Annotated in this window: 11 protein-coding genes; 8 read left to right on the top strand and 3 right to left on the bottom strand. The window is 67.1% G+C overall.

Annotation, left to right across the window (positions count from 1 at the left end; genetic code table 11):
• The first annotated feature begins 85 nt into the window (after window positions 1-85).
• The 8 genes from FHR32_RS30785 (at window position 86) to FHR32_RS30750 (ending at window position 13,407) form a co-directional block, all read left to right on the top strand.
• A complete protein-coding gene (locus FHR32_RS30785) occupies window positions 86-370 on the top strand; it encodes a DUF1540 domain-containing protein (protein WP_184758048.1) in 285 nt (94 codons plus the stop codon).
• A gap of 198 nt (window positions 371-568) precedes the next feature.
• Window positions 569-1,882 carry an NsdA family TPR-like regulatory protein gene (locus FHR32_RS30780; RefSeq protein ID WP_184758047.1) on the top strand — a complete coding sequence of 438 codons (1,314 nt, stop codon included), beginning with the start codon at window positions 569-571 and terminating at the stop codon, window positions 1,880-1,882.
• A 235-nt stretch (window positions 1,883-2,117) separates the two neighbouring features.
• Window positions 2,118-4,559, top strand: coding sequence for a type I restriction-modification system subunit M (locus tag FHR32_RS30775; RefSeq protein WP_184758046.1), 2,442 nt, complete (start codon window positions 2,118-2,120; stop codon window positions 4,557-4,559).
• The gene (locus tag FHR32_RS30770) at window positions 4,552-5,805 is read left to right on the top strand and encodes a restriction endonuclease subunit S (protein WP_184758045.1); all 1,254 of its coding nucleotides are present in this window, start codon (window positions 4,552-4,554) and stop codon (window positions 5,803-5,805) included. The genes FHR32_RS30775 and FHR32_RS30770 overlap by 8 nt, the downstream gene beginning before the upstream one ends.
• Before the next feature lie 97 nt (window positions 5,806-5,902).
• Entirely contained in the window at window positions 5,903-9,154 is a 3,252-nt protein-coding gene (locus FHR32_RS30765; RefSeq protein WP_184758044.1) for a type I restriction endonuclease subunit R, read from the top strand.
• Between the two features lie 19 nt (window positions 9,155-9,173).
• Window positions 9,174-9,881, top strand: a complete 708-nt coding sequence (locus FHR32_RS30760) for a M48 family metallopeptidase (protein WP_221466471.1) — start codon at window positions 9,174-9,176, stop codon at window positions 9,879-9,881.
• Window positions 9,878-11,818: an HsdM family class I SAM-dependent methyltransferase gene (locus FHR32_RS30755; protein ID WP_246468003.1), complete on the top strand. Its 1,941-nt coding sequence runs from the start codon at window positions 9,878-9,880 to the stop codon at window positions 11,816-11,818. Before FHR32_RS30760 ends, FHR32_RS30755 begins: the two co-directional genes overlap by 4 nt.
• Window positions 11,819-11,856: 38 nt before the next feature.
• Complete coding sequence (locus tag FHR32_RS30750; RefSeq protein ID WP_184758042.1) at window positions 11,857-13,407, top strand: serine/threonine-protein kinase; 1,551 nt, start codon at window positions 11,857-11,859, stop codon at window positions 13,405-13,407.
• Between the two features lie 212 nt (window positions 13,408-13,619).
• Here the strand turns inward: FHR32_RS30750 and FHR32_RS30745 are convergent, their stop codons facing one another.
• The 3 genes from FHR32_RS30745 to FHR32_RS30735 all read right to left on the bottom strand — a co-directional run bounded on the left by FHR32_RS30745 (window position 13,620) and on the right by FHR32_RS30735 (window position 16,526).
• Window positions 13,620-15,629: a family 10 glycosylhydrolase gene (locus tag FHR32_RS30745; protein ID WP_184758041.1), complete on the bottom strand. Its 2,010-nt coding sequence runs from the start codon at window positions 15,627-15,629 to the stop codon at window positions 13,620-13,622.
• A gap of 223 nt (window positions 15,630-15,852) precedes the next feature.
• Window positions 15,853-16,227, bottom strand: a complete 375-nt coding sequence (locus FHR32_RS30740; RefSeq protein ID WP_184758040.1) for a hypothetical protein — start codon at window positions 16,225-16,227, stop codon at window positions 15,853-15,855.
• Window positions 16,167-16,526, bottom strand: coding sequence for a hypothetical protein (locus FHR32_RS30735; RefSeq protein ID WP_184758039.1), 360 nt, complete (start codon window positions 16,524-16,526; stop codon window positions 16,167-16,169). The genes FHR32_RS30740 and FHR32_RS30735 overlap by 61 nt, the downstream gene beginning before the upstream one ends.
• Window positions 16,527-16,585 lie beyond the last annotated feature (59 nt).

The raw sequence follows: 16,585 nt of genomic DNA, 5'->3' as shown, positions 1-16,585 counted from the left end.
TGATACCGAACAGACCATTGGTCGGCAGGCCCCGGGAACGGAGCGTCGCGTCTGGGACCGGCCCGAGCATGAGGAGACTTCAGCCATGGACATGCCCGTAATCAACGAGTGTCGAGTCGATGCGTGCGCGTACAACACAGAACACACCTGCCACGCGCTGGCCATCACGATCGGCAACAGCTCTCACGCGGAGTGCGAGACCTTCTTCAAGGTCGAGACGAAGGGCGGTGACCCGACCGCCAGCGGCCACGTCGGCGCCTGCAGGATGGCCAACTGCCATCACAACGTGCAGTTCGAATGCCAGGCGCCGGGCATCGTCGTCGGCTACACGCAGAGCGACGTCGACTGCCTCACATACGCGCCCGCCTAGCGACGGGTGTGCCGGTATCCGGGGTGGAGTGCCACTCCGGATGGTCGTTTTCCGGTCGTTTCCTTCCATGGGGTGGTGTGCGGCGGCTCTCCAAAAGCACAATGGGTAGTCAAGTGACTACCAAAGGGGGGCGGCCATGGGTGGGCCACGGAGCCGTGGGGGGCGTCCCGAGCTGGTCAGGGCGCGGTTCGGCGGGGCATGAGCCAGGAGTCGGCGGCGGAGGCGCTCGGGGTGACACCGACGACCTGGGCCCGCTGGGAGCGCGGGGAACAGGGGGTTCGGGCCTCCTGCCGGCCTCGGATCGCCGCCATCTTCGGGGCGTCGGCGGTGGAGGTCGAACGGTGGATAGAGGGCTGGAGCCACGGGGAGACATCATCGTGGCCGACCACGGACTTAGGAGACAGCTCGCCGGCGGCTACCGTGAAGTCGGCCGCACTTCTGTGGAGGTTGGAGATGGACCCGTCCCGGCGTCACCTGCTGGCCTCGTTGCCGTTCGTGCCCTCGGCGCTGGGTGAGTGGCTGGTCTCCTGGAACTACGGCACCCCGGCCGCGTCGGCCGCCCGGCGGGGAGCCGGGCGCGTGGTGGGGCTCGCCGACGTCGCGCGGATCAACGAGGCACGGAAGGCGTTCGGTCAGATGGACCAGCGGTTCGGGGCCGGGCTGGTCCGTCCGGTGGTCGTGGAATACCTGAACGGGACCGTGGCGCCGTTGCTGCGGGGCCACTACGACGACCGGGTGGGCTCCGAGCTGATGACGGCCGCCGCCGGGATGACTTGGATGGCGGGCTGGACGGCCTTCGACCTGAACCGCCACGGTCAGGCACAGCAGCACTTCGGCCAGGCGCTCAGGCTGGCCAAGACGGGCGACGACCCGCTGACCGGAGTCTGGGCGCTGGCGGCGCTGACCCGGCAGGCGATCCATCTGGAGCAGGGCACCTGGGCGGTATGGCTTGCGCGAGCCGCGGCTGACACCGCCCGCCGAGCTGAGGCACCCCCGCGCGTCATGTCGTTGATCCTGATCAAGGAGGCTTGGGCGACAGCTCTGCAGGCCAAGCCTGCGGAGATTCGGGATGGGCACAGTGCTAAGCAGGTCGAACGCCTGCTCACCGCGGCTGAACGCGCCTACGCCAAGGGAACCACTGACCGTGATCCGGAGTGGACTAGCAGGTTCGAGGCGGCGGAATTGAACGCCGAGGTGGGCGTCTGCTGGCGCCTGCTCGGGGAGCACCAGCGAGCGGCGGATTGTGCGGAAGTGGCTGTGACCGAGTTCAACGAACGCCTTCCTCGGTCCGTCCAGTTCAACCAGGTGCACGCCGCTGAGGCATACCTGGAAATGGGCGAGCTGGAGCAAGCGCTCGACACCGCGCGAGCTGCCATACCGGTGACCAAGGCGTTGACCTCGGCCCGTTCCGTCGACCTTCTCCAGCGGTTCTCCGGTCAGCTTGAGCCGTACGGCGACACCGTGGTGGTCCGTGAGTTCCGCGATCACCTGACCAGCGAGCTGATTGCCTGACCGCGCGTGGGCCGGAGCCGGTCGAAGCAGGCGTGCAGCTCTCACCAGACATTGATATCAAATCGGCACATCGACACATAAACAGGATTATGAATAGCAGCGTGGCATTAAATATCTTGTGAATGGCATTCACGAGATATTCGATGTATGCTCCACTTCTGCTGATTTGGGCACTCGGCTGGTCCCGTACCCGACGGGACAACTGTGCTCAGGCGGTCGAGGAGAAGGGCGCCACGTGGCGAAGCTGACGTTGCCGCAGTTGGAGCGGCATCTGTTCGGAGCGGCGGACATTCTGCGGGGCAAGATGGATGCCTCGGAATTCAAGGAATACATCTTCGGGATGCTCTTCCTGAAGCGCTGCTCCGACCAGTTCGAGGTGATCCGGAGCGAGTTGATCACCAAACTGGAAAGCGGCGGCCGGAGCCGGGAAGAGGCCGAGCAGGCGGCCGACAATCCGATGTTCTACGAGAGCAGCAGCTTCTTCGTCCCCGAAGAGGCCCGGTGGCCGCACATCAGGGACGCCTCCCGAGGAAAGGGCGTCGGCAGCCTGCTGAACAAGGCGCTCAGCGAGCTGGAGCTGGCCAATTCCAGGGCGCTCGAAGGTGTGCTGGAGCACATCGACTTCACCAGGAAGGTCGGCCAGTCCACGATCCCGGACAAGCGGCTCCAGCAGCTCATCGACCACTTCGGCCGCTACCGGCTGCGCAACGCCGACTTCGAGTTCCCCGACCTGCTCGGGGCCGCCTATGAGTATCTGATCGGCGAGTTCGCCGACTCGGCGGGCAAGAAGGGCGGCGAGTTCTACACCCCGCGTGGCGTCGTCCGCATGATGGTCCGCCTGGTCAAGCCCGGCCCGAACATGCGCGTCTACGACCCGTGCGCCGGCTCGGGCGGCATGCTCATTCACGCCAAGGAATACGTCGAGGAGCACGGCCAGGACTTCCGCGACCTGACCCTCTGCGGCCAGGAGTACAACGGCGGCACCTGGGCCATCTCCAAGATGAACATGATCCTGCACGGCGTGCTCAACGCCGACCTGCGCAACGACGACACCCTCGCCAACCCGCAGCACACCCAGGGCGGCGAGCTGACCCGCTTCCACCGGGTGCTCACCAACCCGCCGTTCTCGCTGAACTACACGCGCGACGGCCTGGAGCACCCCGAGCGGTTCACGTACGGCTTCGCCCCGGAGACCGGCAAGAAGGCGGACCTGATGTTCGCCCAGCACGTGCTGGCCGTGCTCATGCCCGACGGTGTCGGCGCGACCGTCCTGCCGCACGGCGTGCTCTTCCGGGGCGGCAAGGAGAAGGAGATCCGTAAGGGGATCATCGAGGCCGACCGGTTGGAGGCGGTCATCGGCCTGGCCTCAAACCTGTTCTACGGCACCGGCATCCCCGCCTGCGTCCTGGTCCTGCGCGGCACGGCCCAGCGGCCCGAGGAGCAGCGTGGCAAGGTGCTGTTCATCAACGCCGACCGCGAGTACGCCTCCGGCCGTGCCCAGAACCACCTGGACCCGCAGCACGCGGAGAAGGTGGTTGCCGCCTTCGAGGAGTATCGGGACATCCCCGGCTTCGCCCGCGTGGTGGACGTCGAGGAACTGGCGGAGAACGACTTCAACCTCAACATCCGCCGCTACGTCGACAACACCCCGCCGCCCGAGCCTCAGGACGTCCGCGCCCACCTGCACGGCGGCGTCCCCAAAGCCGAGGTCCGTGACAAGGCCCACCTGTTCGCCGCCTTCGACATCGACCCGGCCACCCTGTTCGCCGAGCGGGACGCCGACTACTACGACTTCCTGCCCGAGGGCTGGGAGCGTACGGCGGAGCGTCTTCCGCTGCTGGCCAAGCCCGCTGAGGTACGGCTCCGCGAGGCATTCTCCGACTGGTGGGGGCGATACAGCAAGCGGTTGGTGGAGCTGCCCGAGAGCCGCAAAGTAATGGAGATCCGGGCCGAACTGCTGGACTCGTTCGTTGCGGAGTTCAAGCCACTCGGGCTGCTGGACCGGTTCGAGCTGGCGGGGACCGTGGCCGCGTGGTGGGGAGAGACGCAGTACGACATCAAGGCTCTGGCGCTGAACGGCTTCGAGGGCGTCGTCGAGGGCTGGCTCACCACCATCGAGAGTGCCTTCGCGCTCGACGAGGAGGAGGCGGAGTACTGGGACAAGCAGAAGATCGCCACCGAGAAGCGCAAGGCCCGTGACCACCGAGTGGTTCCGGCGCTCATTCCCGAGTATCTGACCGAGCTGGAAGAGGCCGAGGCCCATTACACGGAGCTGAACGCTCAATACAAGACGGCGACCGCGAAGCCCAGCGAGGAGGACGAGGAAGCGGACGAGCCGGAGACCCAGCTCAGTGCGGCCGAGCTGAAGCAGCTAAAGGCTGACGTGACCGCCGCCCGCCGCACGGCCGGAGACCTTGAGGCCGCCTTCATCCGCCGCCTCTTCGAGGCCGCCAACGCTCTCACTGACGACACCCGCCGCGACCTCGTCCTCAACGTCTTCCACACTGCCCTCACCATCCGTCTCACCTCCCGTACAGCTATTGCCCGTCGAGCGCTGGAAGGTGCCTTCCGAACGTGGGCGGCCAAGTACGCGGTAACCCTCCGTGAGCTTGAATCCGAACGCGATGCCGCCACCAACCGACTGGAGCGCTACCTGAAGGAGCTCGGCTATGAGTAAGCACTCGATGAAGGTCCCCAATTTTGCTGGGTGGGATGAGCAGGCGCTTCAGGAGATCTGTATCACTATTTCGCGGGGTACGGCTCCGGCCTACGTCGAGCACAGCCCGATCAGGGCTATCGGTCAACGGTGTGTGCAGAATTCAGGTTTCGACGCCAGCTCTGCTCGCCTGCATGATAAACGTGCTATCAGAGTACTACGGGCGCAGTTAGGCGATGTGCTTCTGAACTCCACCGGTACCGGAACCATCGGCCGTAGCTGCATATTCAACGATTCGGGCGATTTCATGGTGGACGGACATGTCACCGTCCTTCGCGTCGAACCGTCGAGCACGGATCCTCGCTGGATAAATTCCTTGCTACGTTCCCAATGGGGTCAAAAGTACTTGGAGTCTCATTGCTATACCGGATCCACTAATCAGGTAGAGCTTTCGCGTAAGGAACTGGACTGCACTTCGGTTCCGATGCCGTCATTAGCAGAGCAGCGGCGGATCGCAGAGATCCTCGACATCCTTGATGCCCATCTTTCAAACGCTTGGGCTCTGATCGACAAACTTTCCAGTGTTGAGCGAGGGATGCTGCACGATGCTCTTTCAAGAGGTATGCGTGCCGCTTCGTCAGGAATGGCGTGGAGGTGGACTCCAGTGGCGAACGTCGGCGAAGTCAAACTGGGGCGACAGCGTTCTCCGCAGCATGAGTCGGGTCGTCACATGAGGCCGTATCTTCGCGTAGCGAACGTGTTCAATGGATACATCGACTATAGCGATGTCCTGGAGATGAACTTCACTCCGAGGGAACAAGAGATCTACGGACTCCGGCGTGGCGACATCCTCTTGAATGAGGGCCAGAGCCTTGAACTCGTGGGTCGAAGTGCGATCTTCAACGGCCCTGCAGGGATATGCTTTCAGAACACACTCGTACGATTTCGATCTAATCTTGTATCGCCGGAATATGCCCAGGCGGTGTTCCGATACTGGCTTAGAACAGGTGAGTTCACAAAAATCGCCAAGCAGACCACGAGTATCGCTCACTTGGGTGCGGACCGCTTCGCGCGGATGAGCTTCCCCGTGCCTCCAGAGGACGAGGAGCGTCGAATGGTGCGTTCGTTGCACTCACTATCTGAGCGAATGACGGCAGAACGCGAGCGAGCGAAGCATCTGGAACTCCTCAAGCAGGGACTCATGGAGGACTTGTTGACGGGACGCGTCCGGGTCCCGGAGGCGGAAGCCGTACTGGAAGGCCTGTAAGACCGGCAGGGGCAGGCCGATGGCCTGCCCTGACCGGAAAGTAATTCGTCGGGGGGCGATTTCACAACGATGAGATGACAACGGGAGCGGGAGTCTCATGTCCGACCTGGAATACGACCTGGTGGAGCTGCCCCTCATCAGGCAGCTCACCGCGATGGGCTGGAAGCACCTGGAAGGCGCTGAGCACGGCGCGGTCATTCCGACGAACTCCTACGCCTCCGGGCGTAACGACTTCGACGAGGTAATCCTCGAAGACCGGCTGCGGGACGCCCTCGACCGGATCAACCTCGACCCCGACGGTAAGCGGTGGCTGGACCCGGCCCGGATCGACAGCGCGGTCAACGCGCTCACCCGCATCCCCTCCAGCAGCCTCCTCGAAGCCAACCAGAAGGCCACCGAGCTGCTGATCAACGGCACGGTCGTGGACGGCGTGCAGGACTGGGAGGGCGGCAAGGGGCGGCCGGTCCACTTCATCGACTGGAAGACACCGCAGAACAACGAGTTCACGGTCGTCAACCAGTTCCGGCTGGACATCCCCGGCACACAGGGCAGGCCGATCATCCCCGACCTGGTGCTGTTCGTGAACGGCATCCCGCTCGTCGTCGTGGAGTGCAAGGAGCCCCGGACCAGCAGCCTGGGCAAGGCCGTCGACCAGATCCTCGACTACGCCGAGCAGCGCCGGGGCGACGGCAGCGTGGGCGACCGCACCGGCAACCAGCGGCTCTTCCACACCGTGCAGCTCACGGTGGTGACCAGCGGCGAGGAGGCCAAGCTGGGCACGATCACCGCCAGGCTGGAGCACTACGTGCCCTGGCGTGATCCGTACCCGCTGACGAAAGAGCAGCTCGCCGAGGAGCGCGGCAAGACCCCCGCCCAGCTCAGCAGGCAGGAGATCCTGACGGCGGCCGTGCTCAACCCCGGCAGGCTGCTCGACATCGTGCACAACTACGTGACGTTCATGCCCACCGACCAGGGAAAGATGATCAAGGCTGCCCCGCGATACCAGCAGTTCCGGGCGGTGGACCGGGCGGTCAGGCGGCTGCGGACCGGCAGGACCCGGGCTAGGGACGGCGTGCACGACCGGCGCGGCGGGATCATCTGGCACACCCAGGGCTCCGGCAAGAGCCTCACCATGACGTTCCTGGTCCGCAAGCTCCGCTCCACCGGCGACCTGAAGAACGTCAAGGTGGTCGTGGTCACCGACCGCACCCAGCTCCAGGGACAGCTCAGCGAGACCATGAACCTCAGCGGCGAGCAGGTCGACGTCGCCAGGAGCGCGGCCAGGGCCAGGACGATCCTCGGCAAGCACGGGCCCGGCGTGGTCTTCGTGATGATCCAGAAGAACCAGGACGGTGGCGGCCGGGGCGGTGCGGGGCTGGCGGCGGGAACCCCGCTGGGCGAGGTGAACGCCGACGAGTCGATCGTCGTGCTGATCGACGAGGCGCACCGGTCGCACACCGCGGCGCTCGGCGCCAACCTGCGGGAGGCGTTGCCCAACGCGGCCAGGATCGGTTTCACCGGCACGCCCATCATGACGAGGAAGGGCCTGCGGAAGACCAGCGTGGAGCTGTTCGGCGCCTTCATCGACAAATACCGGCTCAAGGAGGCCGAGGAGGACGGCGTGATCGTGCCGATCCTCTACGAGGGGCACACGGTCAAGGGCGCGGTCCGCGCCGGCCGGGACCTCGACGAGATCTTCGAGGAGGACCTGGACGAACTGACGGAAGAGGAGCGGGAGCAGCTCCAGCGGCGCTACGCCACCAAGGGCCAGGTGTCGGTGGCCGAGCAGCTCATCGCGGCGAAGGCCAAGCACATGCTGCGGCACTACGTCGGCAAGATCCTGCCCGAGGGCTTCAAAGCGCAGGTCGTCGCCGCCGACCGGGAGGCGACCGTCCGCTACCGGGAGGCGCTCATCGCCGCCAGGGACGAGCTGGTCCAGGAGATCGAACGGCTGCCGGAGAAGATCCTCCAGACCCCGTCCGACGAGCTCAAGCCGCGTCAGGCCTACCTGGTGAACGCCGCCGCCCGGCTCGACCTGCTCAAGCGGATGGAGTTCGTTCCGGTCATCTCCGTCGGCGACGCCCACGACGAGAGCCGCTACACCGAGTGGACCGACCCGGAGAAGCAGGCCGCGCGGATCGAAGGCTTCACCCGGTCCTACGACGAGTCTCCCATCGGGTTCGTCATCGTGAAGTCGATGCTGCTGACCGGGTTCGACGCGCCGATCGAGCAGGTCATGTACCTGGACCGCAACCTGCGGGAGGCTGAGCTGCTGCAGGCCGTCGCCCGGGTCAACCGGACCTCCGACGGCAAGGACTTCGGCTATGTGGTCGACTACCGGGGCGTGGCCAAGAACCTCCTTGAGGCGCTGCGGATCTACGCCCGCGACGACTTCGACGCCGACGACACCGAGGACGTCGAGAACGCGATGAAGGACCCCCGGTCGGAGATCGACAAGCTGGATCCGCAGCGGGACCGGCTGCGCATGATGTTCGGCGGCCCCGAGGACATCGAGGGCTGTGTACAGCGGCTGGAGGACGCCGAACTGCGGGGCAGGTTCAACGTCGCGCTCGCCCGATTCCTCAAGACCGTCAACGCCGTCCTGCCGGACCCGGCGGCCAAGCCGTACCTCGCGGACGCCAAGCGGTTCACGGTGATCAAGATCACGGCGACGCGCCGTTACCGCGAGGACGGCGGCGAGTTCGACCCGGCCGCGTACGGCGCGAAGATCCGCGCGCTGATCGACGAGCACGTCACGTCGCTCGGCATCGAGCAGAAGCTCCCGCCGATCGCGCTCACCGCCCCCGACTTCGCGGAGAAGGTGGAGGCGCTGCCCGGTCCCCGTGCCAGGGCGTCGGAGATGGAGCACGCCATCCGGCACCACATCACCGTCCACCGCGCCGAGGATCCGACCCGCTACCAGCTGCTGAGCCGGCGTCTGGAGGAGATCCTGGGGCAGCTCGTCACCGACTGGGAAGAGCAGGTCCTTGCGCTGCAGGAGCTGATGACCCAGATGACGGACGAGCAGCCGAAGAACCCGTTCGGGCTCAGCAAGGTGGAGAGCGCGCTGTACGGGACGATCCTCGCCGAGACCGCCACCTCCGCCGACGACGCGCAGAACAAGCATCTCGCGGACGTCGCCAGGACCCTGCACCGGATCGCGGCCGCGACCATCCACCGCACCGACTTCTGGAGCACGGGCAAGCAGGTGGACCAGGAGGACTTCCGCCGGCACATCTTCCGCGTCCTGGACGATGAGCGGGTCGGTGCGTTCGACCAGCTCCCCAAGCTCGCGAGCTTGCTCTTCGACGTGATCAAGAGCAACCGGCAGTACATCCCCAGGGACTGAGCCTGGCATGCTGGTGACCGTGAGTGATTTTCCGGGTGTCCTAAATGTCGGTGATCTCGACGTCAACGTGTCGGTGAGCCCACGCCGCAGGAGCGTGCGGCTCACCGTCGAACGGGACGCCTCGATCAGCGCGATCGTTCCACCTCAGGTATCCCGCGACGAGCTGGTCAAGATGGTCGAGGCGAAGCGGTCCTGGCTGTACGGCAAGCTCGCCGAACGGCGCGAGCTGGGGGAGTTTCGGTCGGACCGGCAGTATGTCTCCGGTGAGGGCTTCTGCTACCTCGGCAGGTCCTACCGGCTGCGGATCGTCGATCCGCCGGCCGAGGTCCGGCTCGTCCGCGGGCGTCTGGAGCTCGGCCGGGGCGGTGGGGCCCGTGAGCTGGTCCGGTGGTACAGCAGGGTCGGCGAGGCGTGGCTGAGACGGCGGATCAAGCCGTGGGCCCTGCGCCTCGGAGTCGACGTGGCCGACCTGCGGGTCCTGCAGCTGGGGTATCGCTGGGGGTCGTGCTCCCCCTCGGGAGCGGTCAACATTCACTGGGCGACGATGCAGCTGCCGCCCACACTGATCGACTACGTCCTGGTCCATGAGCTGGCTCATCTGCTGCGTCACGATCACAGCGCGGAGTTCTGGCGGCTGGTCGAGCGGGCGATGCCCGACTACGAGGACTGCCGCGAGCGTCTGCGCCGTCTCGGCCCGGACCTGTGGCTTCCGGCGGAAGGACGATGATGCGCGACGACGTCACGGTCAACGCCGCCGACATCGCCCGGCTCGCGGACGTGGGCCGCGCCGCGGTGAGCAACTGGCGTAAGCGTTTCGACGACTTCCCGTCCCCGGTGGGCGGTACGGCCAGCAGCCCGGCGTTCTCCCTGGTCCAGGTCGAGCAGTGGCTGCGCCGCCACGACAGATACGTCGAGGTGTCGCCACTGGAGCGGCTCTGGCAGTGGCTCCGGGCCGTGGGCGACGACCTCCGTCTCGGTGAGGTCGTCGGCTACACGGGTGCGTTCCTCCTCTACCTCCAGCGGGACGCCTCAGGCTGGAAGAAGCTGTCCCGTCTCGGCGACGACGACCTGCTCAGGCAGCTACCGGCCGCCGTCTCCCGGGTGGTGACGGATCTGCCCGGCGGGCTACCACGTGAGCTGGAGATCGGCCCCGCGCTGATCCGCGCGATCGCGGACGTCGGAGCGGAGCAGGGGCCTGCTGAGACCTTCGACGAGATCTGCGACCGCTACGTCGACGTGCACTCGCGGCGGCTGCTCGTCACCCCGCAGAAGGTGGCCGAGCTGATGGTCAGGCTCGCCGGAACGGCCGGCGCGACCGTCATGGACCCGTCATGCGGCATCGGCACGCTGCTGCTGGCGTCGGGCGCCGTCCGGGCCTTCGGCCAGGATGTCAACGGAACGGCGGCCCGGCTGACCGCGGTCCGGCTGCTGTTGCACGGTATCGAGGCCGTCATCCGGACGGGCGACTCGATGAGAGCCGACGCCTTCCCCGGGGAGCGGGTGGACGCGGTCGTGTGCAACCCGCCGTTCAACGACCGGAGCTGGGGATACGAGGAGCTGACCAGCGATCCACGCTGGGAGTACGGGCTGCCGCCACGCGGTGAGTCCGAGCTGGCCTGGCTCCAGCACTGTCTCGCCCACGTCCGGCCCGGTGGGCTCGTCGTCATCATGATGCCGGGCGTCGCGGCCAGCCGCCGGGCCGGACGGCGGGTCCGCGGCAACCTGCTCCGCGCCGGGGCGTTACGGGCTATCGTGACGCTCTCCGCGGGTGCCGCGCCCGCGTCCAGCGGTGCGCCCGACCTGTGGGTGCTCCGTCGTCCCGCCCCTGATGAGCAGCCCCCCTCCGACGTGCTGATGGTCAACGCGGGTGAGGATCTCGCGATCGCCGAAACCGCGTGGCGGGCCTACACCGAGGGTGCGGAGCTGCCCGACGTCGGCCGGACCATGCGGATCATCGACCTGCTCGACGAAGAGATCGCTCTCACCCCTTCGCAGCGGGTGAGCATCGTGAGCCAGTCGGAGCCGTCGGCGTTCACCGGGGTCCGGAAGCGTGCGATGACGGCTCTCGCCGGGCTGGACATCCCCGCGTTGACCCCGTTGGCGCAGCGGCGGGACCTGCCGATGACCAGCGTTGGGGAACTGGCCAGAGCCGGAGTGGTGACCGTCCACCAGGGGCCGCTCAAGATGACCATCGAAGAGGGCGCCCTCCCCGTCCTGACTGCCAAGGACCTGCTGCTCAACCGCGCTCCCAGCGGTCGCGCCGAGGACGGACCGGAGCTGGTCGTCATCGAGGCCGGAGACGTCGTCGCCCCGCTCATTCCTCGCGGTGACACGGCCGTCCGGGTGATGGGGGAGGCCGGCGCCGTACTCGGTCCCCAGCTTCTGCTGTTCCGGGTGGATCCCGAGCGACTCGACCCCCACTTCCTCGCCGGTTGTCTCAGGGTCACGGGGGAGGCGAGCACGCGCCTGGGGTCCTTGGCCAGGATGGACCCCCGGAGGGCTCAGCTTCCGCGCCTGTCCATCGACGAACAGCGCGCGTACGGCGACGTGTTCCGGAGGCTTCTCGCCTTTGAGGACACCGTCCACGAGGTCAGAAGGATCAGCGAGGGCCTGGTACGGCTCGGCCTCGACGGTCTCCTCGATGGCATCCTTCAACCCGGCTAGGTTCTTTCCGTTGATCCCCTGTGACGCCCGGAGGCGTGGTGGCTGAGCGCACCGTCATCCTTGACCGGTACGAACTGGACGAGGTGCATCTCGGCAAGGGAGGGATGGGAGAGGTCTGGGGAGGTTACGACAAGCGTCTGGACCGGCGGGTCGCCGTGAAGTTCATCCGGTTTCCCGACGGTATCCCCGACCCTGAGCTGGAGCGGAGATTCCTGCACGAAGCGATGATCATGGCACAGCTGGATCATCCGGGAGCGCCCGCGATCCACGACGCGGGGACGTTCGACGATCCCCGGCGCGGGCAGCGGCTGTTCATGGTGATGCAGTTCGTCGAGGGCGCCACGCTCGACTACCTCATCGACGAGCAGGGTCCTCTCCCCATCGGCTGGGTCGCCGCGATCGGGGCCCAGGTCGCGGCGGTGCTGAGCGCCGCCCACAGACGGTCGATCCTCCACCGGGATCTGAAGCCCTCCAACATCACGCTATGCCCGGACGGCACGCTCAAGGTGCTCGACTTCGGCCTGGCCATGCTCCACGACCCCGAGCTGTCCCGGTTCAGCCGGACCGGTCAGATCCTGGGCACCGCGTCCTACATGCCGCCGGAGCAGGTCCGCGCCGGGACACTCGCGCCGCAGAGCGACCTGTACGCCCTCGGATGCGTCCTGCACGAACTACTCACCGGCCGCAGACTGTTCACCGGTCCCACCGAGTTCAGCGTGTACGAGCAGCAGGTCCACACCGCGCCCCCTCCCGTGCGACGGCTCCGGTCCGACGTGCCGCCCGAGCTGGATGAGATCATCCTGTCGTTGCTGGCCAAGCGCGTCGAGGACAGGCCGCTGGACGCCGCCACGGTCCACGACCGGTTGCTCCCTTACGTGACGGGTGTGGGACAGCTACCGGGGTTCACCGTGCGCGGGCCCAGCCCGTTGCGCATGTACGCCCACGCGGTCAGCCGCGTCCTCACCGGTGTCGCCGATGCCGGGACCGTGCCCGCGGCCCCGGTGATCTCTCGTGTCTCAGGCGACCCCGACTTCAGCAGGGGTGACATCGAGCGGGCACGTCGCGAGGCGATGTCACTCGCGCGGGACTCCCGCTACAGTCAGGCCGTCGAGGTGCTGGCCGCCGTCGCCGTGCCCGCGGGCCGGGTCCTCGGCGCGGAGGATCCCGAGGTGCTCAACCTCCGCGGGCAGCTCGCCAACGTGCTCTTCGAGGCCGGCGACCACCGTCGCGCCGCCTCTGCCTTTCACCAGCTCGCCGTGGACATGGCGAAGCGGTATCAGGCCGACGACGAACGGGTCTTCCAGTGCCGTATGCAGGAGGCCGTCTGCCATGCGCATCTGGGAGACAGCGGCCTGGCGCTCCGCCTGATGAGCGGCCTGCTCGCCGACGAGTTGCACGCCTATCCGGTGGACGACCCACGGACTCTGGAGCTGCGGCGGCAGATCGGCGAGCTGGAGAAGAGCGCGGGTGACGTCGAAGCCGCCGGCCGTACGCTCACCGAGCTGCTCGACGACCTCAGCCGCCTGTACGGCCCGGAGCACCCGGCGACGGTCAGAGTCCGCGACAGCCTGACTCGCCTGGCTCCCTGAGCAGGCAGGGCGGCCTCTGGTTCCCCGGCGGCGTGATCTTGGCTGAATCAGCGGTGTGGCAAGATCGTTACTTGATGGGCTGCCATGTCCAGTCCGCACCCGGGCCCATGAGGGAAGGCGACGAGATGACCGGGACCGTTCAGCGCCGCACCTACACGATCCGGCAGGGCCTGCGGGGCTGAGGTGAGACCTGGATCCGTCCGGGCATCCTTCTAGAGCTTCGTGATGCGTACGGCGTCGGCGATGACGTAGCCGCCGGTGGAGGTCCAGCGACTCACCCCGACGACGTTGCGGCTGCCGGCGGGGAGGGCGAACGTGCCGAGGCCGCGCCACTGGCCGCCGTTGATCCGCTGGTCGACGTTGACGATCTGGTTGCCGCCGCCGGTCGCCACGACGAACGGCGTCGAGCTGTTGTAGCCGGAGTTCGCCGGGTACCAGACCTCGACGCGGTAGCTGCCGGCGCTGGGGATGTCGGCTCTGAACCACGCCAGGTCGCTTGCCGCGACGGGGTCGGCGAACCGGTAGTCGGCGCCGTTACGCTGCGACGAGAAGCTCGACGTGCCCCAGGCGGATCCGGCGGTGAAACCGGCGTCGCCGTTGTCGACGACGACGCTGAACGGGCCGGTGCCCGTGACCACCTGGCCGGTGCTCGGCGCGCTTTCGCGCTGTAGCCGCTCCAGGGCCGTCACGTAGTAGGTGTAGGTGCCCGTGGCCGCGGCGGTGGTGTCGGTGAAGGACGTTCCCCGGGTGGTTTCGAGCAGGTTGCGGGCGTCGGCGAAGGAACACGGGTCCATGGCCGGGGTGCCGTCGACCCGGTAGATCGCGTACGAGGTCGGGCTGTCCGAGCCGCCATGTTGCCACGACAGCGAGACCCCGTTGGAGACACGGGTCGCCGAGGTGATCGACGGACTGGAGGGCGCGGCCGAGGTGCCGTGGACGGGTATCAGGGCGGGCCGGGAGTAGTGGTCGGCCACCAGCCGGGAGACGCCGCTGATCCGGTTGGCCCTGACGTCCTTGGCGCTGAAGAAGATGTCGCCGGTTATCTCCGGGTGCTGCCGGTTGCTGTAGAGGTGGTCGGTGAGCTCGCCGGGTCGCTGCCAGGCCGGGTCCTCGCCGGACGCCCCGGCCCGATAGGCGGCCTGTCCGATGAGCAACTGGACGTCGGTGTCCTTGACCACGGCGGACCACCAGGCGGTGAGCACCTCGTAGTCGGCGACGGAATACCCGATGTGCCAGTAGATCTGTGGCGCGATGTAGTCGACCCAGCCCTGTTTCGCCCAGAGCCGGGTGTCGGCGTAGATGGCGTCATAGGACTGCATGCCGGAGGTCCGCGAGCCGAGCGGGTCGGTGGTGGAGTTGCGCCAGATGCCGAACGGGCTGACGCCGAAGCTGACCCATGATTTCGCCGTGTGAATCAGCTGGTCCAGCTCTTTCACCAGCAGGTTGACGTTGTTGCGGCGCCAGTCGTGAATGCTGCCGAAACCGGCGCCGTGCTGGGCGTAGGTGGACGCGTCCGGAATCGTCTGGCCGCTGACCGGATACGGGTAGAAATAGTCGTCAAGGTGCACGCCGTCGAGGTCGTAACGGGTGACCGCGTCCATGACGGCGTCTTCGATGAAGTCGCGGACCGCAGGGATTCCGGGGTTGTAGTAGAGCTTGCCGCCGTAGGCGAATCGCCAGCCGGGGTTCTGCCGGGCAGGATGGGTGGCCGCCAGCCGGGTGGGGTCGTCGTGGTTGGCGATCCGGTACGGGTTGAACCACGCGTGGAACTCGAGGTTGCGGGCGTGCGCCTCGCTGACCATGAACGCCAGCGGGTCGTATCCGGGGTTCACCCCCTGGGTACCGGTCAGCCACTGTGACCACGGCTCGTAGGGCGACGGCCAGAACGAGTCGGCCGTCGGCCTGATCTGCACGACGACGGCGTTCATGTTCTTCTGCGCCGCGAGGTCCAGCCAGGAGCGGAACTCGGCCTGCTGCGCCGACACACTCAAACCGGTCTTGCTCGGCCAGTCGATGTTGGCCACACTGGCGACCCACATGGCGCGGAGCCGGCGCTTGGGGGTCGCCGGGTCGGTGGAGCAGGCGGCGAGACCCTCTACCGCCCTCGCCCCCGCCGCCGGCGTGGGCACGACGGCGCCCGCGAGGACGAGGAGGAGAACCGCTGCGGCAATACGACCGATGGTGGCAGGCCGCCACTTCCGGCCCGCTCGATACGTCGTCACAGCAGTAAAGTTTCAGATCTTTCCGCAAAAAGAGCAATAGTCTTCAAATGGCCGTATTCGGTGCGTTGTCTCCTCTCTTGGCCAAGAGAGGAGACGTTTTCCGCGCGATATCAACCACGGTCTTTTCACATCTCTGCCCCCGGCGTCGGGCGATGCCCGGGGGCACCTCCGGATGGTCCGGGACCGTGGAGCCTGTCCGGGTTAAGCCGGACAGGCTACGTGCTCACCCGACGGCGTAGGCGCGGGTGATCGTCTGGGTGAGGCCGGCGCCGGAGGTGTCGGTGGCCGTCACCCGCAGCGAGACGAATCCCGGCGTGCGCGGGTTCGCCACCACGGCGGTCCATCCCGAGGCGGTGCGGACAGCCGGAACGCGGTGCCAGCTCGTGCCGTCGTCGGAGGACGTCTCCAGCCGGACGGACTCCACCGCTGCCTTGGGGGCTCCGGGGTTCCGCTCGATCCAGATGGGCAGCCGGGCCAGCGAGCCCGGTGTGGCGCGGTTGAGATCGTCGAGCCCGGCCGGGGCGTAGCGCACCGCCATCAGCGGCAGCGGCTGCTCCTTGGCCGTACTCGCCGACCGGAACGTCCAGACGGCGTCCACGGCCGTGGACAGCGTGGAGTACGGCACCTGCCGGCGACGCCGTCGGCGAAGAACGCGCCGGCGGAGAAGGCCAGCTCGTCACCGGTGCGGCTGCCCCGGGAGGTGGTGAACGAGGGTCCGGTCACCGCGGCGTTCCACACCTCGCTGACGTGCCCGCGCTTCATGGCTCTACCGCTGTCGACCAGCAGGGCCGTGCCGACCTGGAGCGCGCTGTCCCAGACCAGTCCCGGCGTCCGGTAGTAGGTGAGCGTGCCGGGCAGGTCCACCTCCTCCTGGCCTTTCATCATGAACGTGGGCATGGGCACGGTGTCGTCAAGCTGACGGGTCCGTCGCCTGGGGCCGGACGGGGCCGATCTGT

The organism is Streptosporangium album, from assembly GCF_014203795.1.
Lineage (GTDB): Bacteria > Actinomycetota > Actinomycetes > Streptosporangiales > Streptosporangiaceae > Streptosporangium > Streptosporangium album.
The sequence above is the reverse complement of the archived record's forward strand: the minus strand, read 5'-3'. Positions and strand labels throughout refer to the sequence as shown.

What these genes read in the sequence shown, in the direction of transcription:
- FHR32_RS30755 (WP_246468003.1), top strand. Translation starts at nt 9,878, where the DNA reads ATGATGCGCGACGACGTCACGGTCAACGCCGCCGACATCGCCCGGCTC.
- FHR32_RS30780 (WP_184758047.1), top strand. Translation starts at nt 569, where the DNA reads ATGAGCCAGGAGTCGGCGGCGGAGGCGCTCGGGGTGACACCGACGACC.
- FHR32_RS30785 (WP_184758048.1), top strand. Translation starts at nt 86, where the DNA reads ATGGACATGCCCGTAATCAACGAGTGTCGAGTCGATGCGTGCGCGTAC.
- FHR32_RS30770 (WP_184758045.1), top strand. Translation starts at nt 4,552, where the DNA reads ATGAGTAAGCACTCGATGAAGGTCCCCAATTTTGCTGGGTGGGATGAG.
- FHR32_RS30765 (WP_184758044.1), top strand. Translation starts at nt 5,903, where the DNA reads ATGTCCGACCTGGAATACGACCTGGTGGAGCTGCCCCTCATCAGGCAG.
- FHR32_RS30735 (WP_184758039.1), bottom strand. Translation starts at nt 16,526, where the DNA reads ATGCCCACGTTCATGATGAAAGGCCAGGAGGAGGTGGACCTGCCCGGC.